This window comes from Asticcacaulis sp. W401b, from assembly GCF_046503825.1.
In the GTDB taxonomy this organism is placed as follows: Bacteria; Pseudomonadota; Alphaproteobacteria; order Caulobacterales; family Caulobacteraceae; genus Asticcacaulis.
In genome coordinates this window covers 1-24173 of record NZ_JBKFEE010000015.1, presented here as the reverse complement: position 1 = coordinate 24173, position 24173 = coordinate 1, and the positions used below count along the sequence as shown (strand labels likewise).

The following is a 24173-nucleotide window of genomic DNA, read 5'->3' as shown; positions in this document are numbered from 1 at the left end:
AGACTGAAATCAACCCTAATCCGTCATATTGAGTCCGAGGCTTTCTGGGCGCCGGTCTCGTCCTCGAACCAGTATTCCCTCGATTGCCCGCACTGACCAATTCGACCCCAGGGCCGCATGACGGAGACGTCGCCGAAGAGACCTGGCTGGACGTCGATCTCGTAGAACCGCGACATGTTTCGTGATGGGTCTATCCGGAGGAGTTTTCTTGGCGACATCGAACTCTCGGTGCTATGTTGAGAGTGATATTTTATAACGAAATCAATGGGATGTTAATGTCTAGGCCGATTAGAAATGTCGCGGTTTGTGCAGAATAGAGATGTCAGTCGGGCGGGGGAGGCGCGTAGCTTTTCAAGCCAGCGCAGCGCCGACCCGCCCGTCGCTACAGCCAGAAAAACTGTCGTGGTTTCAGGACCGGATGGTCTGGATGTCGATCGGCGTCCAAAGTGGGACCCCAGTTGATTTCAGTAACCAATTGATCTTGATAGAGGCATGTAAAATGGCTGGGCCTCGTCCGGCGCTTATCGGGACCCCGGGCGTCGAAAGTTGACCTTTATAAATCAAAGGGTTGAAGCTGGATTGGAAGGCCTCGGCTTGGACGCCGATCTACAGATCAGACCTTCCAAAGCGAAACCCAAGGTCATCCAGGCCCCGCCGGAACGGACCATGGAGGACGAAGAGTTTGCTCAGTGGCTGAGCCAGCGGCCTTCGGCCTGGGGCAAAAACCTGTCGATCATCGATGGCTTTATTACGTCCGTCGTTGTGGGGCCCGTATCTATGGATCCCTTGAAATGGATATGCCCCTTGCTTGGGATCGAACCCGCCGCTTTCAATACAGGGGGGACGCCGGAGTTTGCGGCCATTAAGGCAATCATGCGCTGGCACAACAGGATCAGCGATACTCTGCGCGACGACCAGGGTCTAAAGCCCGTGTTTAGGACGGACGCGAAGGCGCAGATAACGGCCCACGACTGGTGTGCGGGCTTCATGCTTGCTGTCGATATGAACCCTCGACTGTGGAACGATGTCCTTAAGACCAACAGTCCACACCGCTACCTCATGATGCCGATCCTGATGCATCTGCCCGTCAGACTGAAGGGGAAAATGGTCACGATCGACGAGCCCAGCATCCTTGATGACTGCCGGGCAGATATCCCGGGAAACGCGGCGCGGCTTCGAGAAATCTTCCAGTTTAAGCGGTTCGGAACGCCCCACCCAAACGCGCCTCGCCCATAGCGCAGCCCTTACGCGCGCGAGCTTAACCCGCCAAAATCAACTATCCAAGGTGCGGCGCTCGCAACAGTTACGTCTGAACTGATACGTCCGCCATCAAAGGCAGCCGTGATTTTCTTGCGGGAAACGCTTGGCAAATCGAATGGAAGATCGGTATCCTGGTCCATGGCGGGTGTGGCTCCGCGTGTCTTGGGTTTAGGTCAGGTGTGGTAACCAGAATCTATTCCAAAACAACGCTTTACGCTACACCCGCTGCACTTTTTTGCCCCCGCCGTGAATAGGATGGGTTAGGCAATAGTCAATGCGGTCCACACCGGATGCTTACCCTGCAATTACAGTCATCGACAAAATGCACGATCTCTCCACTCCCAATCCCCCGTAATACTGTTGGTGGCGCGAAAATATTGTCGCTCTACAAGTAAGGTTTGCTTTATCGTGCAAATCAGCACGTCACTGGGCGCAGAGGGGAGTCACCCCTTACACTGGCTCAGAAATCCTCGACCTGCTTTTAATTTAAACACATATTTTGCTACCGGCCCCTCGTAATAAGAAAACCGCACCACTCCTCGCTTTGGTGTCAACAGATATTCGTAGATGAGTTCGCCAGCTCTATAGACTTCAATCAAGTTGGGTGAGCCGTAACGCCTCTTAAATACTAGGTCTTCAATTTCGAAATCGCCAATGGATTTCCATCTGGCAAAATCGTATTCTAAGAATTGGTTTCGGCAGGAGGCTCCTGAATCCTCAACTTTGATGTTAGGCTCTTCATCACTTAGCATGCCGTTGATGGCACTTCGACTCAGCCCGGTAGGCACCTGAATGGCTTGTTGCGTTTCCCACCTCACCGCAACTGTAGTACCGTTGGATTCGTAAATCGCCAATTCGTTTGCGTGCGCTTGCGTTGCCATAAAGGCAATGAAAAAGGCAAATTTATTCAACATGAACCCACTCCAAGATGGCATTTTGCGGCGGCATTGTATGCTGAATTGTGGTCATCCGGCCATATAAGTGGAAAGTATGCTTTGCGCTCTGACGTGGATGCATGAATTCCTTCGTGTGCGACCGCAATGAGCATATATTCGGTCGAACCGCCCAACATTCCAGATCCAGCATATGTAGTGTCACGCCCACTGACACCGGTCACGCCCCCACTTGTGGGATTGCCCTTTTTATCTTTGAATTGAACATAATTCTGAGGATCGGCAACCATACGCCGCTTGATCAGTTCATCTGCATTTTCTTTTGCTGTTATTGTGAAAGTCTTGCCGCCGGCAGTGATTTTAGCCACTCTATCGGGGTTTCTATACATTTCATTGACGGCATTCGTGTAGGCTTTATTGAAGTTTTTGTATGTTTTCTGATCTGCTTCCGTCGCAGCACGCTGGACGACCTTCCCATCTTTATCCTTCTCTAAGACGAAGTCGATCCGACATTCGAATGGTGTTTGTGGGTTTCCCGTTGGCTCACATTTTAGGCCTGTCGGGTCGACATTATTGATGGGGTCACCTTTTACATATGCGTAGAGGTTCAGATCGTCTTTTGATCCGATAGGGTCGGTCTGTAGAAAGCGCCCATATTTTGGGTCGTAGACACGGGCTTTATAATAGTAGAGTTCGACGCCCGGGAGAACAATTTGCCCCGTGTATCGGAATCGAGTGCCTCCTGAGAAGGTAGTAACGCCGACTGAGTTTTTTGGTTCACCGTAAGGACCATATTTGAATGATTCCGTCACGGTGCCGTTGACACCATCGGTTAGAGCAAAGATTGAGCCCTGGTAATTCGGGTGGAGGTATTGCGTCGTTGCGGGGCCGACGTCTGAGCCCGTGCTCTGTGCCCAAGGATCGTCGGTTCCGATGCCATGGAGATAGCGCTTTTGCATGATGCCGCTACTGTCGTACTCGGCTATCAGATCTACGCCATCGTACAGGAAGGTCGTGGTCGCGTTATTAAGCGTGTAACTGGCCAGACGCCCTTCAGGGTCATAAGTCATTTGCAAATTGACCCCGGCAGGTGTCGCGACACTTAGCAAACGATTATAGAGGTCGTAGCTCATCGACCTGCCGTCATTGGTCATGTTGCCGCGAGCGTCGTAGCCGTTGGGCAAAGCGGCTATAGTTGCATCGCGGTTCAGACCGTCGAATGTCCGGTTATCGATATTAGACTGTGTTTCACGATATTCATACTGCTCGGTGTTGCCCGAAGTCAGCGAAACGATCTGAGACGCCGCGTTGTGGGCGTAGCCCCAGTAGACATTCTTTGAATTATCCGGGAAGTGGTAATTAAGGGCCGTAAGGCGGCCAAGGTTGTCGTAGCTAAAGCCGGTCTGAGTGTTATTGGCTCTCTCGTGGCTAGCGACGCGACCGAGATCATCATACCTCTGCCACAAAGCGATGCCACTGGAGCTGACATCGGTATAAGTCATTCGGTTCAGCGCATCATAACCGTAATATTGGTTCTTGCCATCCGGGAAGACCATACCATTGCGAGCTGAGGATTGATTATAGCCATAGGTCAATGTGCGGCCATGCATGTCTGTGACCGTCTTTGTGCGGCCAAGACCATCGTACGTGTAGGTTACACCTGGCCCATCCCAACCGTGGAAGCGCTTCTTGAGGACCTGACCGTTAGCGTCGTAGGTTGTGTAAAGATTCGGGATCAGATCAGTGTTAACGTCGTAACTTATGATTTCACGATTCAAATTGTCGTAGTCGTAGTGAATGACTTCGCCGCTGCGTCGACGCCAATCCGTGCGATTGTCGTTCAAGTCATACGTATAAGTCTCATAATCTGAAGATGTTGCAGCCGCTCCCGCAGTCGCCAGCGCGGTAGCCTGATTTGAGGGGTTAAAGCTTGAAGGACGCAAGGTGGAGGGGTAACTCAGCTTTGTCAGGCGGTCGTAGGCGTCATATTCCAGCAACGATCGGTTGCCGTTCGCGTCAACCGAATCCAATACTTTGCCGTTACCGGAATAGCTAAAGGTGGAATAGACCCGTTGCTCAGTCGTCCCAACTCCCTGCACCACCTGAATGGTTTGGCCTGCCGCATCAAGGACAGTCTTGGTAATCCGATCTGGTCCGTGTGCCCCTTGCGCGCCTAACGCACACGCACTGGTTGGCAGGCCGGATGCGAACTGGCTCTGATTCATGCGGACGGCCGAACACTCAGGCCGACCGGCTGCGTCATAACTTATCTGCGTTACAGATACGATCGTCTCTGCAAACGCCATCGATGAAAAACTTGCTACAATGCCTGCGAACGAAGCGGACGACAAAGCGAGGCGCGTTTTCATGTTTACCTCCTAGGGCACAACAACTTCGGTTTTGGTCAGTTGTCCTTCGCTATCGAAGTACATGTTTTTTGCGGTAAGCCATGTAAAGTCAGATCCGTCTATGGAATTTCCGACGCCTGTCTCTGTTCTCGTCTCTTGATTATCATCGTTATAGTAGTGTTTTACCACCTGACGCTTTAAGCATCCTTGACCATTGCTCTGGCAGGATCCATCGGGATCAGCCGATATATCAAAAATGGGCCGCCCCACGGAATCATAAGTAGTATAACTTATGTCATCAACGTCGGTTCGCGGGCCATTTGTGCTGGTCACTAGACCACGATCATCATAGCCATAGATGGTAGTTGCCGAATCACTTCCAGCACCATCAGTGATGGTAACCACTTGAGGTAGGAAGGTTTTTTGCCAATAAGTCGTCAGTGTCACTTGAGTAGACGGTTGACTTGGGCATGCGGAGAGTGTCAATTGCGCCGAGTTAAGTCCACAAACCTCGGTGCGAATTTTGCGGTATATAATGCCGTCGCCAGTATCGAAAGCTTCGTAAAAGCTGTATATTCTAAGATATAAGCCATTTTGATTGGCAGGAGCCGTCACAGTCTTGACGCCTCCATGTTCCGAGTAATATGTATAGTCGGTTTGCAATCCTTTGGCATCGCGAATCCAATTTGGATTATTGCAGGTTAAAGGGTGGCTGCAAATGGCATCATACCCTAGTTCCATGTGCAGGTTTTCAGAAGCTGACTTGGTCTTTCTGTAAACTCCAGTAATGTTGTTTCGACCGTCATGGACATACCTATATCCGTTGTTCTCCGGTAAAGTTAGAGATGAGGGAGACATACTAACCATGTTGTAGCCGACCGCGGTTTGCCGGTTAATCTCATCAATGACATACAACGTGTATGTTGGGACATTTGGCTGAAAGCAACCTGTACCCGGTCCAGGCATAACAATAGCTTCGCTTAATGATCCTGTGGTCTTCTTCCCTCCTAAGGGATCCGTGACGGTAAGTCCTGCGCGGTTTGGATCTTGCCGAGTGTAGTTCCATGTTCGGCCGCCCTTGCTAACCGAAGTTACCTCCCACATAGCTGACATCGCATTCATCACAGGATTATAAGTGATATTTATAATTCTGTTCGCTGGTGTGGTGACTTTATTCACCATAGTATGGGAAGCGGGAAACCCTCCTGGAGAGCACAAAGTAACCGACTTTGTTTCGAAATTCAGGCCAAACGAACGGCCAATATGATCGGTAGTTTGAGCCGATACCATTTGGGAGTTTTGTTTAGTCCTGACCGTTTTAATGCTGCCTAAAGCTCCATTTGGCCCGAGGTATGTCAGTTTTAGATCGGGGTCGTCGCCGACATAGTTTCTGAGCCAGAGTGACCCCGGCACCGTTGAATATGGCGAGCCCGCTGGCCACGCGTAGGCGAACTTTATCGCATAACCAAGATTGCTGCGAACCTTTACGGAAAGCCTGTTAGTCTCATCCCATTCTTGGAAAGCGGTCGGTTCGTACGTCAGCTTTTCTCCGTTTGGAAATTTTACCTCCGAAGCAAATGCATAAGCGTTGTACCAAGCCGCATTGCAGTCGGAACTGGCGTCGTAGCACGGAGGTAAGGGTGAATATGCTGGCGTAAAAAATGATACGATTGTACCGTCTTTATCCCTAAGTTGATATGAATCGTCGCCATACGGTGATGCAGTCGAATTGCGCATAGTGAGGCGGGTTAGAATGACGCCGTCATTAAAATTTGTCTGTGTGCAGGCACCCACGCCCACACAACTATAAAAACGTGCCTTGCCATTGTAGACGACAGTAATGTCCCGCGTGGTGTGGTCCTGCCCAAAATAAACGAATGTTTCATCGCTCAAATGGGCGATCAGGTTATTCGTAAGCTTCCGGCTATTAAAGGAAGGGGTAAGTTGCAAGCGGCTGCTTGCCGGGGAACCAAGAGAAAATGGAAATTTGGACGTATAACCTCCAGAATTCGCATCTACACCTTGATAATCAGGTGCCAATTCGATTACGGGTATTTGACCTAAAGACACTTGCGCATTTGCAATGCCGAAGGCCAGAGCAGATGTCGAGCTAATCAACCAAAATGCAAAAGTTTTCATAAAAACCCTTCGTATATTTAGGATCTATTGCTGAGAAATAGATCACCTGCAATCTCATCCATTGCGACACATGTCGAATTATCTTTTATAGCTAGTACTGTCCGGGCCCATTCACCGTTACGGACTGCCCATTATTCTTTATACTTTCACCGGCTGCACCGCCGCTTCCCCCGCCATATGCGCCGCCGGAAGCTTCACCGTCTTGGCCGACGTCGCCACCGCGACCACCCACAGTCCAACCAAACCACCAGTCATCCCCCATACCACCATCACCACCTCCGGAGAGTGAACCGGCGTTTCCATTGTACGGTGTTCCTCCGGTACCCGCGCCATTGGGGGCGCCGCCGCCGCCGCCGCCGCCGCAGTACCAATAGATGCCGTCTTGAACGGCGTTTGCCCCCCCGCCGCCTCCGCCGCCGCCAGCGACAGTTCCATTTACCGTGATGGTTATAGGCGCGGACACATTGATTCCGTGGCCGCCAGAACCGGCATTCTGAACCATCTGTGATCCGTAGCAACTGCCGGCGCTGCCATCTCCGCCACCGCCGTAGACATTGCCGTTCACAACCAAGGTCAGATTCACCCCTGCCGGCCAGTTCCCGGTTTCAATGGCTGTCCCACCGCTATTCGCGGCGTACATGGATGTGTATAGGCCGGAAGGCCCCGTTATGGTGACTCCGGCAGGAACGACGAACTGGTAACTCACACCGCTTACGCCCGAATACCCGGATGCATTCGCCAAGGCACGAAGATTAGCTGCGCTCGTGACATTTATTGTCACAACGCCCCCTGTCGGAGGGGTAAACCGGTTAACTTGAATTCGGTTACCCGCCTTATCGTACTGATACACGGTAGACGATCCATCTCCGTGTACGATTTGCGTCACGCGTCCCAACGAGTCGTATTGAAAGATGACGTCGCCAGCCCAAGCCGTGGTAACACTTGCAATCAGCACCGACGTTAAGCCGAAGCGTCGAAGCAATCTCTTAGTGGGCAAAAATAATTTGCACATCTCCGTAACTTGGTTGAGTAGAAGTCCAGTTTCTACTTTTTCCTGCCTTTTCATACCCGCCCCTGTGGTTGGCACAACAGATAAACTCATGGAACAATACCCGAGGCAATGGCGCCCTCAGGAAACGCTTACAGTTGCAGCAAAGCCAACGCTTACACTTGAAGTTGGCCGGCTCGTTTCCCCAACGAGGTAGGTATATTCTTCTCGGCAATTTCCCCACTCCACGGGTCGATTTACCAAAAACGGTTACATGTTACCTCTATATGCCACAAATACTACCGTCCTCAGGATCGGAGACTGTTTTTGTTGGGATGTTTAATTTTTCCCCGCGGGGATAGAGAGGTTTTGAATGTAGAACTCGAGTTGGAGTCTTGATTTATAAAATCGAGCGCTAGCTCCCTGCCCTGGGAAGAACTTTCGATTCCCCACTGGCAGTCACCTTTGTGCGTGACTTCGCGAATGAAGCCAGTTCCGCCCGCGTCAAAAAGCCGTTCTTATCCGCATCAACTACATCAAAAAGTTCCGGCTTCCCTTTAAATTCAGCTTTGCTGACAACGCCGTCCTTATTGGTATCAACCTGATTGAAGCGGGCAGAAAAAGAGACACCCGGTTTTGGCTTTTTCGCTGAAACCACAGCGTTAGCGTCCTGTGCAAGCGTCGATGTCGTCCAGCCAAAGGCCAGAACCATAACACTCACAACGATCGGAAAGGCAGCTCTCGATCGCACAGATTTTAACTTAGTCGGGCTATTTGGAGTTCCCCCTGCGAATAACATATCGCCCCCTGTAATTCTTCCTTACCGAGCAATATGTATCAGATCGGAGAAAATGCAATCCGATTTTTCCATTCATCCGGGAATTTTACACACGATCACCCTGCGACCGCGAAATTCTGAGCACTATTGAAAGATATCTCTCAAAAATTTCTGCGTATAATAAAGACCGCGCTTCACAAGGTGAATTGAGGTTTAAAGAGTCAAAGAGAAACCTCACTAAGCGCCCGCCACACTCCCTATCTGAGTGAGTGCCGTCAGCACGCCGCCCATCAGTGCACCGATCATCAGACCCAGACCAAGGATAAGCACCGGCCCCAGGATTTTGGAGAGTTTGGATATTTGGGATAAGGCTTCTGTTTCGCTACGCTCACCGGCGCGAGCCAGCATGGGCCCCAGCTGACCAGAGGTTTCGCCAACCTCGCAGAGTTTGAGAACGCCTTTCGGAAACCCCGGCACCTGTCGCAGAGCCTCACTCAGCCGGCGGCCCTGACGGACAGCCTGAACGACAGCGTCAATCCGCTGTCGGGCGACCTCAGAGCCCACGCTTCGCTGGCTGAGCCGAATGGCTTCGGTTATCGCGGCCCCGCCTGACAGTGCGTCGCCCAAGCCCCGTGCAAAGCCGCCATAGACGAGCCCTCGGACGATGGTCCCCATTGGCCCATCCAGCCACCACTGATCCGCTAAGCGTTTTAGCCCCCCGTAACGGTAGGCCAGAAGGGTGCCAAGGCAGAGGAGAAGCAGGGTTATAGACAGATACCCCCAGCCCCATTGCAAGGCCTCGCTCAGCCAGACGATTATCTGAAAATACACCGGTACGGACTGTCCGGTCTCATCAAGAAGCGGCGCAATGGCCGGCACTACAACAAGCAGAATAACGGTCAGAGCGGCCACCGCTGTGACAAAAACAAAGGCCGGGTAACTCAGCGCTTCAATCAGTTGTTGCCGTATGAGGCGCCGGGCCGCCAATACCTTTGCGGCGGCCTCCAGGCCTGAGGGCAAATCTCCCCTCGCCTCGCCCGCCGCGATCAATGCGCCGAGATGTGCCTGCCCTGCCGGGAATAAAGGGGTAAGGGCCGCATCAATCGTCGATCCGCTGAGAATCTTGCCCGCAGCAGCCTTCAGCCCCTTGCCTTCGTCATCCAGAATGCCCAGAGCGGTGCGGATATCCGCCCCTGCGCGCAGGAGCACGCTGAGGTTGGTCAGCAGTGCTTCCAGATCAGCGGGGTTATTGCGGAAGAGCGAGAGAAACCCGCTGCCTGTCAATGACTTTGCCGCCGCGTGAGGTGCGAGTTTCAGGGGCTGAAGGTGCTGCGCCCGTAATCTGGCAAACGCATCGGCTTCATCGCGGGCGTCGATCATGCCCTTCTCGACGCGCCCAGAGAGGTTCATAGCCCTGTAGCGATACCGGCTAGTCATCTGTCACCGTCAGCACGTCTTCAAGCGTCGTTTCACCCTGACAGATCAGATCAAACCCTTCATCCGTCATGGTGCGCAGGCCAAGCGTCCGCCCGTAGGTTTTCAGGACATCCAGGCTGGCACCTTCGCCCACCCGGGCGAGGAAGGGATCATCGGCCCAGATACCTTCAGCCAAGACCAAACGCCCGCTGTACCCCTGTCCCCGGCAACGCGGGCAGCCGACAGGCCGGAATACCTGCTCCGGGACTTGCCGTCCCAGACGTTCGGCATAGGCAAGGAGGGCCTCAGACGGCTCGTCTTCCGTTTTGCAGGCCGGACACAATCGGCGCACCAGGCGCTGCGCCATTACGCCTTTTAACGAGGCGGCGAGTTGATAGGGCTCGACCCCCATATCATTCAAACGCGGGGCAACGGCCAGTGCCGTATTGGCGTGCACGGAAGCCAGCACCAGGTGCCCCGTCATGGCCGCCTGAACCGCCACGGCCGCGGTTTCCGCGTCACGGATTTCACCCACAAGGATGACGTCCGGATCGTGGCGGAGGAAAGACCGGAGGCACGCGGCGAAGGTCAGACCGATCTGGCTCTGAACCTGGGTTTGCGAGACATGTTCAAAATGGCGCTCGACGGGGTCTTCGACGCTGAGGATTTTCTTTCCGGAACCCTTGAGGGCGTCCAGAAGAGCATAAAGCGTCGTCGTCTTACCCGAACCCGTAGGACCGGTGACCAGAAACAGCCCATGCGGGGTTCGTACGGCGCGTTCAAGAAGCGCCGTGACAGTTTCTGGCAGGGCAAGGGAGGTAATATCCTGAGGCGCCTGCGCCCGGTCCAGAAGGCGCAAAACGGCGGCTTCACCAAACACGGTGGGCGCGGTCGCAACCCGCACATCTACCGCACGGCCGGCATTGACGAAAGAAGCCCGTCCGTCCTGAGGCAGACGCCGCTCACCCACATTGAGGTTCGAAAGCACCTTGATGCGCGAGACGACCGGCGCAGAGAGGTCGCTGGAAGCGGTCATCAGATCAATCAGATGGCCATCGACACGCAGACGTATCAACAGGTCATGCCTCCGCGGCTCAAAATGGATGTCCGAGGCCCCGCGATCGACAGCGGCCGCAAAGGCCGTATTTACGAGTTCTACAGCCTGGCCTTCGACACTGGCGTCTTCCACCAAGGCCAGATCGCGTTCTATACGACGTTCATCGAACTCTGGTGACGGCGCTTCCGCCCGCACATCAAAAGCGGTTCGCCAGTCCATCACCCGCGCGATCAGAAAGCGCAGTTCCCTTCCGGTGGCAAACCCCAATCCCGCGCGCATCTCAGCGTCAAATGGGTCACAAACCGCGCAGACGAGAACATCTTCCTCAAGGCGAAGAGGCACAGCCTTGACCTTGCGCAGAAACTCAGGCCCGAGGCCGAGTGTTTCGGGTTCTACCTCGGCCGGTTGCGTTTGTGCGTCCCAGACCCGATACCCCGTGACCGCCGAATAGGCCTCGGCAAGATCGTCGTCCGACAACTGACCGAGTTGGTTGAGCACAAGCTCGACCGGCTGGCCAGATCGGCTTGCAACCGCCCCCGCCCGCGCTACGGCTTCGTCAGAAAGCTTGCCCGCATTGATCAGGAAATCAATTACGTCATCTCTCAGGAAGGTATCAATGGCTGATGCATCAATGAAAGAATTCATAAGGTTACTTCAACCCAACTTTATCAACCCGAACATGAGCATAACCATAAAACCACGTCCGAAACTCGAACTGATGTCCAGCACGAGATAGCGGCACGTTAAAAGGCAACCCGAAATATTCATAGTTCCAGACACTTTGCCACGCGGTACGAAAGAGCGTTACCTGGGTTATGATCTCGCCCGCCGTAGCGTCATAAACTTCCAACTTAACGATACCTCGATTATTTGCCGCATTATTGTCTATCGACATGCGCCACACAGCGGTTCTCGCGCCTTCCTGAAGCACAAGATAAGGTCCGTACGTCATATGGCCGGGGGTGGTGTAGATGTTAGCTGCCCAGCTTTGAACATCCGCAAATCCTGTCGCGTGCGGTAAATTCTCCGCTTCATTGGTATTGATCCATCCGGATGCCAGTTCCTCTCCAGTCACCACTGAAGTCGCCAGACCCAATCTGTCTACCCGCAGATGGGCTTTCGCTTTGTGGGCGGTGCGTATCTCTATGGCATGCCCCGCTCTTGTTTGGTCCAGAAAGAAGGGGAGGTAGAAATCCTGATATGTCCAGTTGGATACGAACTCTTTTCGCGTGATGCTGCGAGACGCCAACCATTCGGATGTGGTGGCGTCATAGACGTCAAGGTACGCTACCTCCAGATTATCGGCACTGTTGTTATCTATCATCATTCGCCAAACGGCGACCTGCTTGCCTGTCGGGATATCCGTCGCATAGGGACCATAGGTCATAAAGGTTTGGGCGGTATTTATATTGGCTCCCCAGCCATCATCGTCAGAAAATCCAACGACATGTGGAAGGTCTTCAGCCTCCCAGGCTCTGAGAAACTGATCTACCCGGAAAACCTTCTTCATAACTCTGTTGCCCGCAGCGTCGTAGGCATATTCCGCATAGCTGCCATTTGTTTGCCGAACGGATACCAGACGTCCTAGTGCGTCGTATTCATATTCGCTTCGAGACTGCGCAAAAGCCCCGCCGAACGATCCGATAATTATGGAAAGGAAAAACCCTACAAGAACAACCCCTTGGCTTCTCGTGATCTTAAATATTGACATATAGCCCCCCAGAAAATCAGCCTAAAAATAACAGAAATCACCAAATCAGAATGTCCGCCACGTAGGGCAGCATATCGTGTACTTGCGGACTTTCCACGCACATACCCATCATAAAACCCGCACCACAGAGATAGGGACCGAAGGCGATGCGCCCACGCTGCCGGGTTAGCAACATAACAGCTAAAGCCGTCGCGGAAGCCAAAAGCAGGATGTACACAATCCCTAGTCCCGTCCATAGGGCGAGTGCTGAGCACAGTTTAATATCACCACCACCAAGTACGCGCTGCGCCAGACGCCGGTGAAGTATGATCTGCACGCAGGTTAGCAGGCCCCAAACGACGAGGGCCGATATGCTGCCCACAATGGCTCTACCGTTAAAGAAGGCCAGCATCGCGCAAAAAACTGCCACGGTGAACACAATTGAGTTCGGCAGCCGGAACGTCTGGATATCGATAAGGCTGAGCGCGAGTAACACAAATCCCAAAACCGCGACCGCAAGCGCCTGGGGAAGTGGCAAGAGAGATGCAGTTGAACTCAGCACAACGGCGCCCGCTAGCTCGCCCCAAAGGTGGATCGGTTCAATCTGAGCCCTGCACGTCCGGCAGCGTCCGCCCTGACTCAGAAACGACACCAAGGGGATGGTTTGGTTCCAACGAAGCGGTGTGCGACAGTGGTCGCAGACGGACCGCCCGAACAGATTCGTCTCACCGCGCGTTGAACGAACGGCTGTATTCGTCACGAACGAGCCGATAACGAGGCCCACGAGCGCACCCATCGCCGCAAGACATGGCGCCGGGATATCGGGGAGGACGTGGTTTGGCGAGAAGGCGCTCATGTGAGGGTCTGCCCTTCGTCAACGGACTGTGCCAATGATATCCTGATCGACGCCCTTGCCACCCTCTTTTCCATCAGCCCCAAGAGACGTGACCGTAGCAACGCCGTCGGCGTTCAACGCGTACACGAGCGGTCGCCCCCACGGATCATTGAGAGATTTCTTGTCCTTCAGATAAGGCCCCAGCCACGCCCCTTCGGCTGGCGCTGAGACGAGTGCCGTCAAACCCTCGGACGACGACGGATATTGCCCCATGTCCTCACGGTAGTTTTCCAGGGCAGCCGTCGTCGTATCGATCTGAAGCGCCGCCGTCTTGGCGCGAGAGCGAGACAACTGGCCAAGCAATGAAGGCGTCAGGACCGCCGCGATCAACGAGATAATGAGAATGACCACCAGCATTTCAGTCAGGGTGTAGCCGGCGTCGGCTTCCGTATCTCTTACAGGACGCATGACGGCATCTCCCTTAAGGTGTAGGTGTCATTGAGTATGACCGCAAAAGGCCTCCCAGGGTCACCGGTAAAACGGATGAGTTGCTCACGGACCTGCTGACCCAAAACGGCCCGCAGGCGCCAGATCTGACCGTCTTTGGCGGCATTCGCAAAGCCACTGACGCGACTGGGTCGGTCCTTGTCTGTCGGGCCAAAGCCAAAGGGAGACGCCAGTTGACGGAAGCAGTCATTGACCGGCCATCGAAACCGAGGCTCGGTTCGCCCGTCCTTTACGGTCTTGAGGTCGTTCGAAGTCACCGCCTTGGTGCTATGCGCCAGCGTCACCTCTGAGACGTCAGACACCTTATCCAATGGCCACTTGTAGGCTTCGTTCTCAGCGACTACCTGAACCGCACGTCCACCCAGCGTGTAATCACGAGATAGCGCATACTCACCCTCTGACGCTATCACCTCCGCAGCGGCGCGGGTAAGGGCTTCATCCATGGCGATGTCTATTTCGACGCGAACCAGTTCGCGTTCGGCTCGCTTACGATCCTGTTGCGCCAGGGCGAGTATCGCCGCACATATGACACTTAAGGCCGCGCACAAAATAAGGGCTGTCATGGCGGCGTAGCCCCCCTCACTGGACCGGTGCAAGGCGTCGCCCCGCCAGATCACGAATATCCGCACCGAAATCCTCCCACTGACGGTTAAACGCAGAGGGATCACGGAGAATGGTGACCTGAATAAGTACGATCAGTTCGGTCCGGTCCTTGTTACGGGCCCTCTGCTTGAAGAGGTTGCCGAGACCCGGAATGTCTTTCAGAAGCGGCGCTCCGCCCTCGCTATCGCTTTCCGACGAACTGATCAGGCCGCCCAGCGCCACGACGGTGCCTTCGGGGATAATGAGACTGCTCTCCAACTTGCGTTGCTTGATCGTAGGTGAGTCGATGCCGGACGTCTGGGTACGGGCCACGGAACTGACCTCTTGCGTGACATCCATAGCCACCCGGTTGTCGTTCAGAACCCGCGGGGTCACCTTCAGCGTAACGCCCGTGTCCCTGTAATCGATAGTCGAGACGATGGGGGCATTGCCGCCATTGGTCGATTGGGAGTTCTGTTTGACGATCGGCACCTGATCACCGATCTGAAGCGAGGCGGTGGCGTTTTCACGCGCCGTCATCTTGGGCGCGGAGACAATGCGGACCTTGGATTTTGAACTCAGCGCGTTCAGAGCCGCCTTGATATCGCTCCTCAGATAGTTGACAGAAAATCCGGGTGCCTGCGGGGCAAGGCTCGTGGAGTCGGTCGTGTAGTTCGAGATACTGAGCGCGCCATTGATGGTTTGCCAGTCCACCCCGAAGCTAAACTCGTTGTTCAGCGTCACTTCGACAATGGAGGCTTCGATCGTCACCTGCGCTGGCTCGCGATCCACTTCGTTGAGCACGCTCTGAATGCGGACCCGCTCCGCTTCCGGGGCGCTGACAATCACCGTATTGGTTTCCTTGTCAGCGACGATACGAATACTGCTGTCCGTATTGGTGTTTGTTGCCTCTGACGCGGTGGCGGTCGTCGCGCTTTCTCCTGCCGGTGTTTCCCGGCTGGTTGAGGTTTCGCGGCTGGCCACACTGCTGAGGCCCAGAAGCTGATTGAGAGTGCGAGCCAGGGCTTCGGCCGACACCCCTCTCGGGCGATAAACCAGAAAACTCAGAGCCTGATCGGTCGAGGGCACATCAAGACGGGTCACCCAGCCGCTCAGTTCATCGAGGACCTCTTTGGACCGCGAAAATGCGAAGATCCCGTTGAGACGTTTCATCGGCGCGATCGTTACGGAACCCGTCCCTGAGGCCTTGAGCATCTTTTCAAGATCGCCTGCCACCGTGGTCGCGCTGGCATTGCGTAGCGAAAAGAAGCGGATGCGCGCTTCAGACAGGGTACTCTGGTCAAAAAGCCGGATCGAGGACATGGCGCTTTCGATCTCATCCGCCGTGCCGCCCAAAAGAATGAGCGATAGCTTGTCCGAACTGAACAGGACGAGCTTCTCGCGCGACAGGCTTTCCAGCACCTTGGCCACTTCTGAAGCGGCGGCGTACTGAATCGGGACCGCCCGCACCTGATAGCCTACACGGCTCAGACGGCTCGACCCATCATTGATGGCCGCGCCCACAGAGGCGTTGGCAATGGGTCTGACCACCAGCGTCTCACCTTCGCGCACGATCGCCATATCATAGGCATTGAGTGCCCCTTCGAAGGCTGCAAGCAACTGCGGCTTTGTCAAGCGCTGGTCGATCCGGAAGCTCATCTTGCCCGTGACGCCCGGATCAATGCGGTAATTGACGCCAAGGCCGTTGCCGAGAATCTCCTCAGCGACCTGCGCAATATCGGCATCCTTGAAGTTATAGCTAAAAGCCGCAGGGCGAGGTTGCGCGGCGTTTTGCGCCATGACCGGTGAGACGATCACCCCCGACGTCATTGCCAGACAGACGGCGAGGCCCGTCGCTTTCATCCAATTCAATTGCATTATCCTGCCCCGCCCGCTGCGGGCTCATTGATACTGATCGTGCGCGCACCCACAGGGGTGTCAAAACGCACGGCATTGGACCCGACCTCAATCAGAACCAGTTCATCCTGGGTTTCCCCGATACCCATCCACACGGCGGGCTGGCCGTCCACGGAGACGAGGGCGGCTTTACGACCCGGTGAGATAGAGATTCCGATCAGTTTGACCGTCTTTTCCTTGTAGGCATTCGCCCCGGTAGACATAACAAAGATGGGTTGCTGAGCGAGTAACGATACATCCGAGAGGGTGGCACCGGCGGCAATGGGCCCCGCCTTTGGCAAGGCCTTCATCTGCGTCTGAATAAGCTCAAGACGCGCATTTACAGGTCGGGCGGGATCAGCCACGAACACCACAACCGCGCCAAGGCTCGCGGCAATAGCGGCCCCTATGCCTACCTTTTCCCAATCGGCTACCGGCAAAAGACACGCCCCTTGAGCTCGAGTTCAACCGCGTCGGTTTTATTGCGTACCGAGACTGAGTCCAGAAACAGTGTCGGCCGGAACTTAGACAGTCCATTGAGCCCATTGACCATCGCCTCGTACGGTCCGCTGGCTTTGATCGACACCGCATAAGCCTGAAGAATTGTGCCGGTATCTGTCGCTTGCGGCGGGGCAATATCCAGAGCCGTCACCTCCAAGCCACCGCCGCCCAGAGCCAGACCCAGTTGGTCCTTATACCCCGCAAAGAGCTTGCCGCCGCAGACACTCCCCGCCGGGAAGGCCTGAACATCCCCCGGCGCCCGTGCTGAGGCCTGAAGCGACTTTAGCTGCGCCTCCATGGTCGCCAGCTTCCCTTCGGTTTCGCCGGGAACGCTAAGCACATAAAGGCTCAAAGAGACGACAAGCATCCCCACGGCGGCCAGCCCGCCTGGCCAGACGTCGCTCAGTGAAAAAGCAGGGCCTTTGGGTTTCGAGGTCAGGCTGATCATGGCACCCGCTCCGTAGATGCGGGCGTGGTCGCACGCGGCTGGCTATAGACCCAAAGCGAAACACCCCGCCGCGCGGGTTTTGGGGCCTTTTGCAGGTCCACAGAGCCCGCCTTCAAAGGCACAGCATTACCCCGCACCTCCAGTGCCCAGTCCCCACGGTCCCAGTGGAACGCCTCAATCCGTGCCGACGGGTCGCGGGAGATCGTCACGGTGCGCAACGCGTTCACCGCGCCCTGAACATCGCGGCCCTGAAGGTCCAGTTCAGAAAGCGCCTGTGCATTCTGGCGGGTCTTGACCAGCCCCGCGCTCAGCTTCGTCATCCGCTCGATCTGCGGCTGGAGTTGCGCCAGCCGGTCCTCGACCTCCGCCCGGCGTTTCAGGACAAGCCCTATCTGGAGCACCAGAGACAGTAGAACAACGACGGCTGTGCCCACAAGCCACGCCCGCTGGCGCAATTGAGCCGCCTGTGTTGTCTTTGAGGCAATCTCCACCTTTACCGGCTGGCCCTGCACATCGACCGTAAACGAAAGGCCCTGAGGTGGAACATTGCCTTTTAGATAAACCGCCGCAAAACGCCCTGACTCTCTTGGGCGCCAGGGCTTCAGCCGCTTGACCACAATCGTCAGGCCGCCCCCGCTAATCCCCGCCATAGGCGAGGTATGACGCGCGTCAAGCTGAGCGACTTTTTCCTGATCCCACGGGAGGGCCGACGGCGTCGTAATCACGCGCGTAAACGGCTTGATCTCACCCGGCTGTGTATTGAGCGCGTTCAAGGCCCCTCCCCCGCGGACTGCGATGCTTGCGCTTCCCCACCTTGCGGCCTGCGGCACGCCCGGGAGATCATGTCGAATTGACAGTCTGGGGGGTGATCCACTTTAAGCTCGATCGCACCTGCCACCCTGCCTTCTTTGTCGAGTACAATCAAGGCGTTTAATCGCTCTTTGGTGGCATATCCCACGGTTTCATCCGAAGTGGCAGACAAGGGCCACTGTGGTGTTTCCTGACCCGCCACCACATAGCGAAACTGATACCCCTTGGGAGGCTTTATCGCGCACGGCTTCGGCGCAACGGGAAGGCAACCTAACCCCTGCGGCGTCGCTGAAAACTGATCGGCGTAGAGGGGTTCTACGGCGTTTAACTCCATCTGAAGGCGTTGCAAACCGTCCCGGTGCGCTTTGGCCTCGACAACCTGTTCGACCGTTCGTTTCTGGTCTCTGGCTGAAAGTCTCGCCAGTTGCAGGACGCCGGCAAGGGAGAGACTTATGACCAGCAGGGCGATAACCGCCTCGGTCAGCGTAAAGCCGTCGTCTTTGCCTGACCTCATGGCAAAGCCCCCTCACAGGGACGCAGACCGCTCAGGCGGTAACTGCGTTTAAACCGCACATACTTTAGCGACAGGGTCACACGGCAAGAGGTTAAAATCCCGACCGGTTCTTTGGATATATCCGCCTGATAACGAAACCCCGCCACGTCTCCCCTTTGCGTGCCTGGCACTTTAGGAACCGTCGCCATCAGGTAGGAAAACGCAGTAGCCGCTGCCCGATCCGTCTCGGCTCTCTGGCGATAGCTGCGCGACAGGCCAAGGGTGGTCAGTACGACAGCCGCTGTGAGGGCGATAATCATCACGCCCGTCACCGCGTCGATCATGATAAACCCGTTGTCGTCTGATCTCTTCGGCAACACCCTACCCCACCTTATACCCGAACTATAACTCAGGGCTTTTGCCCGCTCAACAAATTGGTGTATTCAGTCATCATGTCTGAGGGTGGCTCATCACGGGTAAAGAATGGTCAAAAGGCATTCGGCCTGCTGCTGGCCGTATGCCTGCATCTCGGTCTGCTCTATGTGTTCGCCGTCTCATCCTCAAAGGGCCTGCCACTAGACAGCATGGACGGTAGCGAAGGCGATCTGATGCAGGGCTCAGAGATCGCCATGGATGTCTCCCTGATGGAGGCAACAACCCCCATGCTATCGCCGGACACGCCTAACCTCACACCTGCGGTGGAGAAATTCATGGCGATGTCAGAGGCAACGCCTGCCGAGACCGCCGTCGCCTTGACGGTGTCCCAACCCAAGGCCTCTTCATTGGCACAAGCCCTGGGAGAAGAGGTGTTCACCCCTAAGAGCGCGGAAACCGCCACTGGGCTCAAGACCGACGCGGCCACCTCAATGGTCAAGGTCGAGGGCCGGGACCGCAAAACGCCTAACGACCTTTGGAAAGCTATTGAGCCGTGCTGGCGGAGGATTGCTGACAAGGACACTCAGCCTGTGACGCTGGAAGTGACATTCTCGCCGCTGGGCAATCTGGCAAAACCTCCGGCAATCAAACGCGACCCAACTATCCCACTAACCGACAAGGCATTGAGATCAGAATCTCAAGCGATCACAGCGCTGTCTCAGTGTGGCCCTTACCTGATGGCGTATGGGCAGTCGGGGATTGAAGTAAATTTCCCCAAGCTTTAGACATCGAGACCTTACAGATTTGAAAGTCAGTTGCGCTGGCCCCACAGAGCCCCAAGAGCCACCGCATCACCCTGCTGCGCTCTCAGGCCGAGGCGCTGGACGACCGCCTCGAGGGCATCTGGCCCGCCGAGACCAAACTGCACCGTCAGGCCTTCGACCGCCTGCGCCGCGCCTATGTCGAGGCCCGATACTCTGCCGACTACACCGTCACCGATGAAGAACTCGACTGGCTCACCGAGCGCGTAAAGCTCTTGCAGGACGCCGTCGCCGCCGTCGCCACAGAGCGCTTAAATCCCGCAAACCTCACAAATTAGCCATACAGTACAACGGGATACCGGGTTCGCGCCTCACCACATGCAGCGCGCACCTCTCGTCAGACCCGCATAACCATCTGGACACCCGCAAAAACCATTGGCGTTTGGCGGGGTAGGATGATTCACTGGGTTTCTAGCGTCACCGGAGCGACGTCATGGACCCGAAGTCTCTGTTCAGCCTGAACGATCACCTTGAAGCCCTGAGCAAGGATGGCGACCCGCTTGTGGTTTTGCAGAAGGCGGTGGACTTCGAGTATTTCCGCGGGTGGCTGGTCGAGGGTCTTGGCTACGGTGATGGCAGCAAGGGCGGACGTCCGCCGTTCGATGCCGTCATGATGTTCAAGGCCCTGATCCTTCAGGCCCAACATAACCTCTCGGACGCGCGGATGGAGTTCATGATCCGGGACCGGCTCAGTTGGATGCGGTTCCTGGGCCTGTCGCTGGGTGATCGCACCCCAGATGAGAACACGATCCGGCATTTCCGTAATCGCATGACCGAGACGGGCACTCTTCAGCGGGTGATGAAAGCCTTCGATTGGCAACTGCATAAGAAGGGCTACATCCCGATGTCGGGCCAGATTGTCGATGCCTCACTGGTGCCGGCACCGAAGCAGCGCAACACCGAAAGTGAGCGGGACGCGATCAAATCTGGAAAGAGCGCGCAGGAGATCTGGCCGGATGAGCCGAACAAGGCCGCGCAAAAGGACACAGACGCGCGCTGGACGCTCAAGGTGGGTGGTAAGGTCCGCTACCGGGAGGACGGCACGCCCCTGCCGATGATTGCGGTGCCCGTCTTCGGCTATAAGTCGCATATCAGCATCGACCGGCGTTTTGGCTTTATCCGGTCAATGGCCGTGACGTCGGCCACAGAGGCGGACGGACGTCTGCTGAAGCGTGTGGTCACGACCGACAATACCAGTGGCGACGTCTGGGCCGACAGCGCGTACCGGTCACGCAGCAACGAGAAGTGGCTGTCGGACAAAATGCTGACGAGCCGTATCCACCGGCGCAAGCCTAAAGGCAAAGTCATGCCAAAGGCGATAGCACGGGCCAATGCGGCCAAGTCCTCGGTCCGCGCCCATGTCGAACATGTCTTTGCGCATCAGAAGAACCGGTTTGGCCTGTTTATCCGCACCATCGGCCTCAAGCGCGCTGAGGCCAAACTCACCCTGGCCAATCTGGCCTATAACTTCAACCGGCTGATCTTCCATGAACGCAGGCGAGCCATGGGATGAGTCTGCCCGGTTTCAGGGACAAATGGCCAAAACACGGCCCAAAACACCAATAAAAGCGCCAAAGACGCGCATCTTGACCCACTGAAACACCGCCGCATCCGAACAGCGTGTTATGCAGCCATCAATTCATGAGGTTTTTGCGGGTGTCCATCTGTAAAATACAGACTATCGCACAGAACCAAGCCCCAGAGCCTCTCCGCCTTTTTATCCTGCCTGTGTAATCGGCGTGATTGAGTCAAGGACAGAATTCGGCAATGGTCTTCGCAATCGCATGTTGATCTCCTGTGGGTTCATTGGGCAGTTTTCGACGGTTTGAGATTTGCGGCTGAAGGGGATTGATACGGGATGCGCCGTGCATGTGTCCGCGCTCGTTGACGGTTATGAGGGCCCCGGCCTCGGCGTTTATGCGGGCGGGGATGCGTCCGTCACGGCGCACCTTTAGGTCGGGTTCACGGGGTATCATTACGAGCATAAGAGCGTGGTCCGGCGGTCTTTCGATCGGGTTGGCCACAGGCAAGATAGCGTACGTTCCGTGTCCAGGGTCTGCATCCGTATCCTCCGCCGGGGCGGCGGATCTCTATGTCAAAAAGGGCTCCATAGCTAACTGTGGTGGGAGTGAGGCGTCGGGTTAAGCCAGGCTTCCGAGCAGGCGTTTGCGTTTCCCGGAGGCTTTCGCGGCGCGATCGCTTTCGCTGGCGCTGGTATCTCCGACATAGCAGGTGCCATCGGTCCACATGGCGTGCATGATGACGGCCAGCTTGCGCGCGACGGCGACGGCGGCTTTGTTGTGGCAGCCGCGTTTGGCGATCTCCTGCCCCCAGGATTTGACTTTGTCCTTGCCTTTGAAGCGGGTGAGCATGGCGGAGGCGGCTTCGTAGAGCGCGCGCCGGACATCCGCATCCCCGGCCTTGGAGATACGCCCCTGGATATCTATGGAGGAACCCGATTGCCAGCGTTTCGAGGTCAGTCCGAAGTAGGCCGCGACATCGCGCGAGCGTTTGAAGCGCGAGGGATCGTCGATCGCGGTCATGAAGGTCATGGCGGCGACGGGGCCGACGCCGGGGATTTCCATGAAGCGTGAGCAGACTTCGTTCTGAGCGACGAAGCGCACGACCAGGGCATGAAGCTTGGTATACTGGGTCCACAGTGCGGCACGGGCCGTCAGCATAGCGTCCATTAGCGTGGCGGTCAGCTCATCATCAGCGACAGCGCGGCGCACCGCATTGTCGAAGCTGGCCCGGCCGACAGCACCGAGACGGATACCGAAGGCCTTAAGCGAATGCCGGATGGTGTTTTCGATATCGAGGAACTTGCGTTTGAGGTTTCGGCGCTGGGTCAGCAGCAACTTCAGACGATAGCCGTTTTCTGACTTGATGTGTGCGGACCTGTACCACCCGGTCCGCACGATATGGGCCAGACCCAGGGCATCGGTGGCGTCGGTTTTGTTACGCTGAGCCTTCAGGGCGTTGCGCACGTGGTGCGTCTCCAGACAGACCGCCGGCAGTCCCTTGGCCAGCAACTCCGGATGCAGCCAGGGCGACAACGACCCGGCCTCGTGACCCACGCGTTTGAGTTTACGCAGGTAGGGTTTGAGGCATCGGTAAATGGCTTCTGGGTCTGTGGCTATCGAGGCCTGGCACACTACCGTACCTTCGGTGTCCACGACGCACAGAGCCGTCGTTTCTGTCGCAATATCCAGTCCGCAGAAATAGTCCATGGCGCGTCTCCTTCCGGGGTTGACGCTTCCCACCTTACTCGATTTCGCCATCTCGGGCTCCCGCGCGGTCATCCCCGCCGATTACCCCAGCACTATTAATTGGCGGTATAATGCCACCTTCACGCATCCAAGTGACTCGCTGCCGTGCTTCAGCTTCAGCGGTCTCGGCGGAATCATATATTCTACAGTCAGGTCTTGGAGGCCCCCACTTCGGAACCTCGCTTTTCGAGGCATTTTGGCCGTCTCGGGTTCATTTTCCCGTCTTTCCAAACTTCTTAAATAGCAAAACTATCAAAAAAATGGCAACCCAAGTTAACGTAACTTGGGCCAAGTCTATTAAAAATCTTATTAAAAAGCCATTCGTATATATAGAACCAAATCCATTTCCATATATATAAAGAAATATTGAATATATGAAATACAGTAACAAAATTATTGTTACCGTTTTCATGCCAATCAACGTTTTGAAAATCATTTCTGACCCCAAGTTAACAATTATTCTTGTCTGCCGAGCACTTAGTTGTTCGGTTAGCACCCTCATTCACTGCGTTTCTTGCAGCCGTGCGACCCGCCGCCGTCAGCGCGCCATCATCAGCTTTCCCTGGTATAATCGCCCCGAAGAAAGCTCCTACGGCAGCGCCTCCTGCTTCCACGTCACTGCCTCCTTGACCTTTTACTGCACCCACTGCGCCAACAACTTGCCCGGCAACGTTGGCTAACTTCCCCCAGACGCCACCAACCGCGCCCCCGGTCTCGGAACTACCAGTAACGGCAGCGCCCTTAACCGTGTCCACAGCGACTTTTCCAGGGTCAATCGGCTGCCCCTTTCTAACCTGATCCGCTGCTGAACCAATTCCCGATATCGCAGCAGCAGAGCCGCATGAAACTTTGGCAGCGAGACATCCAGCGGGCGCAGTTACCACGGCCGCATAAGCGACCATTGCCTTGTTCGTTTCTGGCGCAACTTTTGTATCGACGTAGTTTTTAAACTCTTGTTGCTTTCTACGAGTTTCGTCGGTGGCCTCCGAAACGTTTCCCCAAGGGTTACTTGCAAGTCCTGTCGGATCCGTTGCGTTGATTGGGTCCCCTTTGACGTACCCATATAA

At 55.6% G+C, this 24173-nt stretch carries 23 protein-coding genes and 2 pseudogenes; 4 read left to right on the top strand and 21 right to left on the bottom strand.

The window, feature by feature from the left end:
- Nucleotides 1-23: 23 nt before the first annotated feature.
- A complete protein-coding gene (locus ACK8OE_RS17965) occupies nucleotides 24-218 on the bottom strand; it encodes a WGR domain-containing protein (RefSeq protein WP_410273708.1) in 195 nt (64 codons plus the stop codon).
- A gap of 448 nt (nucleotides 219-666) precedes the next feature.
- On the opposite strand from ACK8OE_RS17965, the gene ACK8OE_RS17960 reads away from it, so the two are divergent.
- Nucleotides 667-1236, top strand: coding sequence for a YecA family protein (locus ACK8OE_RS17960; protein WP_410273707.1), 570 nt, complete (start codon nucleotides 667-669; stop codon nucleotides 1234-1236).
- 8 nt (nucleotides 1237-1244) lie between these two features.
- Here the strand turns inward: ACK8OE_RS17960 and ACK8OE_RS17955 are convergent, their stop codons facing one another.
- The 18 genes from ACK8OE_RS17955 to ACK8OE_RS17870 all read right to left on the bottom strand — a co-directional run bounded on the left by ACK8OE_RS17955 (nucleotide 1245) and on the right by ACK8OE_RS17870 (nucleotide 18985).
- Nucleotides 1245-1400 carry a hypothetical protein gene (locus ACK8OE_RS17955; RefSeq protein ID WP_410273745.1) on the bottom strand — a complete coding sequence of 52 codons (156 nt, stop codon included), beginning with the start codon at nucleotides 1398-1400 and terminating at the stop codon, nucleotides 1245-1247.
- A 303-nt stretch (nucleotides 1401-1703) separates the two neighbouring features.
- Nucleotides 1704-2174, bottom strand: a complete 471-nt coding sequence (locus ACK8OE_RS17950; protein ID WP_410273706.1) for a hypothetical protein — start codon at nucleotides 2172-2174, stop codon at nucleotides 1704-1706.
- Nucleotides 2168-4522, bottom strand: a complete 2355-nt coding sequence (locus ACK8OE_RS17945; RefSeq protein WP_410273705.1) for an RHS repeat domain-containing protein — start codon at nucleotides 4520-4522, stop codon at nucleotides 2168-2170. The genes ACK8OE_RS17950 and ACK8OE_RS17945 overlap by 7 nt, the downstream gene beginning before the upstream one ends.
- 9 nt (nucleotides 4523-4531) lie before the next feature.
- The gene (locus tag ACK8OE_RS17940) at nucleotides 4532-6640 is read right to left on the bottom strand and encodes a hypothetical protein (RefSeq protein WP_410273704.1); all 2109 of its coding nucleotides are present in this window, start codon (nucleotides 6638-6640) and stop codon (nucleotides 4532-4534) included.
- Nucleotides 6641-6778: 138 nt separating this feature from the next.
- Nucleotides 6779-7075: a hypothetical protein gene (locus ACK8OE_RS17935; RefSeq protein WP_410273703.1), complete on the bottom strand. Its 297-nt coding sequence runs from the start codon at nucleotides 7073-7075 to the stop codon at nucleotides 6779-6781.
- Nucleotides 7076-8043: 968 nt separating this feature from the next.
- Nucleotides 8044-8340, bottom strand: a complete 297-nt coding sequence (locus ACK8OE_RS17930) for a hypothetical protein (RefSeq protein ID WP_410273702.1) — start codon at nucleotides 8338-8340, stop codon at nucleotides 8044-8046.
- A 303-nt stretch (nucleotides 8341-8643) separates the two neighbouring features.
- Entirely contained in the window at nucleotides 8644-9816 is a 1173-nt protein-coding gene (locus ACK8OE_RS17925; RefSeq protein WP_410273701.1) for a type II secretion system F family protein, read from the bottom strand.
- Nucleotides 9817-9835: 19 nt separating this feature from the next.
- The gene (locus tag ACK8OE_RS17920; RefSeq protein ID WP_410273700.1) at nucleotides 9836-11524 is read right to left on the bottom strand and encodes a GspE/PulE family protein; all 1689 of its coding nucleotides are present in this window, start codon (nucleotides 11522-11524) and stop codon (nucleotides 9836-9838) included.
- Nucleotides 11525-11528: 4 nt separating this feature from the next.
- Nucleotides 11529-12590, bottom strand: coding sequence for an RHS repeat domain-containing protein (locus ACK8OE_RS17915; protein WP_410273699.1), 1062 nt, complete (start codon nucleotides 12588-12590; stop codon nucleotides 11529-11531).
- Nucleotides 12591-12627: 37 nt separating this feature from the next.
- A complete protein-coding gene (locus ACK8OE_RS17910) occupies nucleotides 12628-13425 on the bottom strand; it encodes a prepilin peptidase (RefSeq protein ID WP_410273698.1) in 798 nt (265 codons plus the stop codon).
- Nucleotides 13426-13443: 18 nt separating this feature from the next.
- Nucleotides 13444-13872 carry a type II secretion system major pseudopilin GspG gene (gene gspG / locus ACK8OE_RS17905; protein ID WP_410273697.1) on the bottom strand — a complete coding sequence of 143 codons (429 nt, stop codon included), beginning with the start codon at nucleotides 13870-13872 and terminating at the stop codon, nucleotides 13444-13446.
- Nucleotides 13860-14474, bottom strand: coding sequence for a hypothetical protein (locus ACK8OE_RS17900; protein ID WP_410273696.1), 615 nt, complete (start codon nucleotides 14472-14474; stop codon nucleotides 13860-13862). The genes gspG and ACK8OE_RS17900 overlap by 13 nt, the downstream gene beginning before the upstream one ends.
- A gap of 16 nt (nucleotides 14475-14490) precedes the next feature.
- The gene (gene gspD / locus ACK8OE_RS17895; RefSeq protein WP_410273695.1) at nucleotides 14491-16371 is read right to left on the bottom strand and encodes a type II secretion system secretin GspD; all 1881 of its coding nucleotides are present in this window, start codon (nucleotides 16369-16371) and stop codon (nucleotides 14491-14493) included.
- Nucleotides 16371-16829 (bottom strand): hypothetical protein, encoded by a 459-nt coding sequence (locus ACK8OE_RS17890; protein ID WP_410273694.1) that lies wholly within the window; start codon nucleotides 16827-16829, stop codon nucleotides 16371-16373. Before ACK8OE_RS17890 ends, gspD begins: the two co-directional genes overlap by 1 nt.
- Nucleotides 16820-17338 carry a GspMb/PilO family protein gene (locus ACK8OE_RS17885; RefSeq protein WP_410273693.1) on the bottom strand — a complete coding sequence of 173 codons (519 nt, stop codon included), beginning with the start codon at nucleotides 17336-17338 and terminating at the stop codon, nucleotides 16820-16822. Before ACK8OE_RS17885 ends, ACK8OE_RS17890 begins: the two co-directional genes overlap by 10 nt.
- Nucleotides 17335-18111 (bottom strand): hypothetical protein, encoded by a 777-nt coding sequence (locus tag ACK8OE_RS17880; protein WP_410273692.1) that lies wholly within the window; start codon nucleotides 18109-18111, stop codon nucleotides 17335-17337. The genes ACK8OE_RS17885 and ACK8OE_RS17880 overlap by 4 nt, the downstream gene beginning before the upstream one ends.
- Complete coding sequence (locus tag ACK8OE_RS17875; protein WP_410273691.1) at nucleotides 18108-18662, bottom strand: type II secretion system protein; 555 nt, start codon at nucleotides 18660-18662, stop codon at nucleotides 18108-18110. The genes ACK8OE_RS17880 and ACK8OE_RS17875 overlap by 4 nt, the downstream gene beginning before the upstream one ends.
- Nucleotides 18659-18985 carry a hypothetical protein gene (locus ACK8OE_RS17870; RefSeq protein ID WP_410273690.1) on the bottom strand — a complete coding sequence of 109 codons (327 nt, stop codon included), beginning with the start codon at nucleotides 18983-18985 and terminating at the stop codon, nucleotides 18659-18661. Before ACK8OE_RS17870 ends, ACK8OE_RS17875 begins: the two co-directional genes overlap by 4 nt.
- A 108-nt stretch (nucleotides 18986-19093) precedes the next feature.
- On the opposite strand from ACK8OE_RS17870, the gene ACK8OE_RS17865 reads away from it, so the two are divergent.
- From ACK8OE_RS17865 to ACK8OE_RS17855, 3 genes and pseudogenes are all read left to right on the top strand, one after another.
- Entirely contained in the window at nucleotides 19094-19801 is a 708-nt protein-coding gene (locus tag ACK8OE_RS17865) for a hypothetical protein (protein ID WP_410273689.1), read from the top strand.
- Nucleotides 19802-19842: 41 nt separating this feature from the next.
- Nucleotides 19843-20115: pseudogene (locus tag ACK8OE_RS17860) on the top strand (nucleotidyltransferase); the annotation flags it as partial.
- Between the two features lie 155 nt (nucleotides 20116-20270).
- Nucleotides 20271-21350 (top strand): IS5 family transposase, encoded by a 1080-nt coding sequence (locus ACK8OE_RS17855; protein ID WP_410273688.1) that lies wholly within the window; start codon nucleotides 20271-20273, stop codon nucleotides 21348-21350.
- Between the two features lie 628 nt (nucleotides 21351-21978).
- Here ACK8OE_RS17855 and ACK8OE_RS17850 read toward each other — a convergent pair.
- Both ACK8OE_RS17850 and ACK8OE_RS17845 read right to left on the bottom strand, forming a co-directional pair.
- Nucleotides 21979-23067, bottom strand: a complete 1089-nt coding sequence (locus tag ACK8OE_RS17850; RefSeq protein ID WP_410273687.1) for an IS110 family transposase — start codon at nucleotides 23065-23067, stop codon at nucleotides 21979-21981.
- Nucleotides 23068-23555: 488 nt separating this feature from the next.
- Nucleotides 23556-24173, bottom strand: a pseudogene (locus ACK8OE_RS17845) (hypothetical protein); the annotation flags it as partial.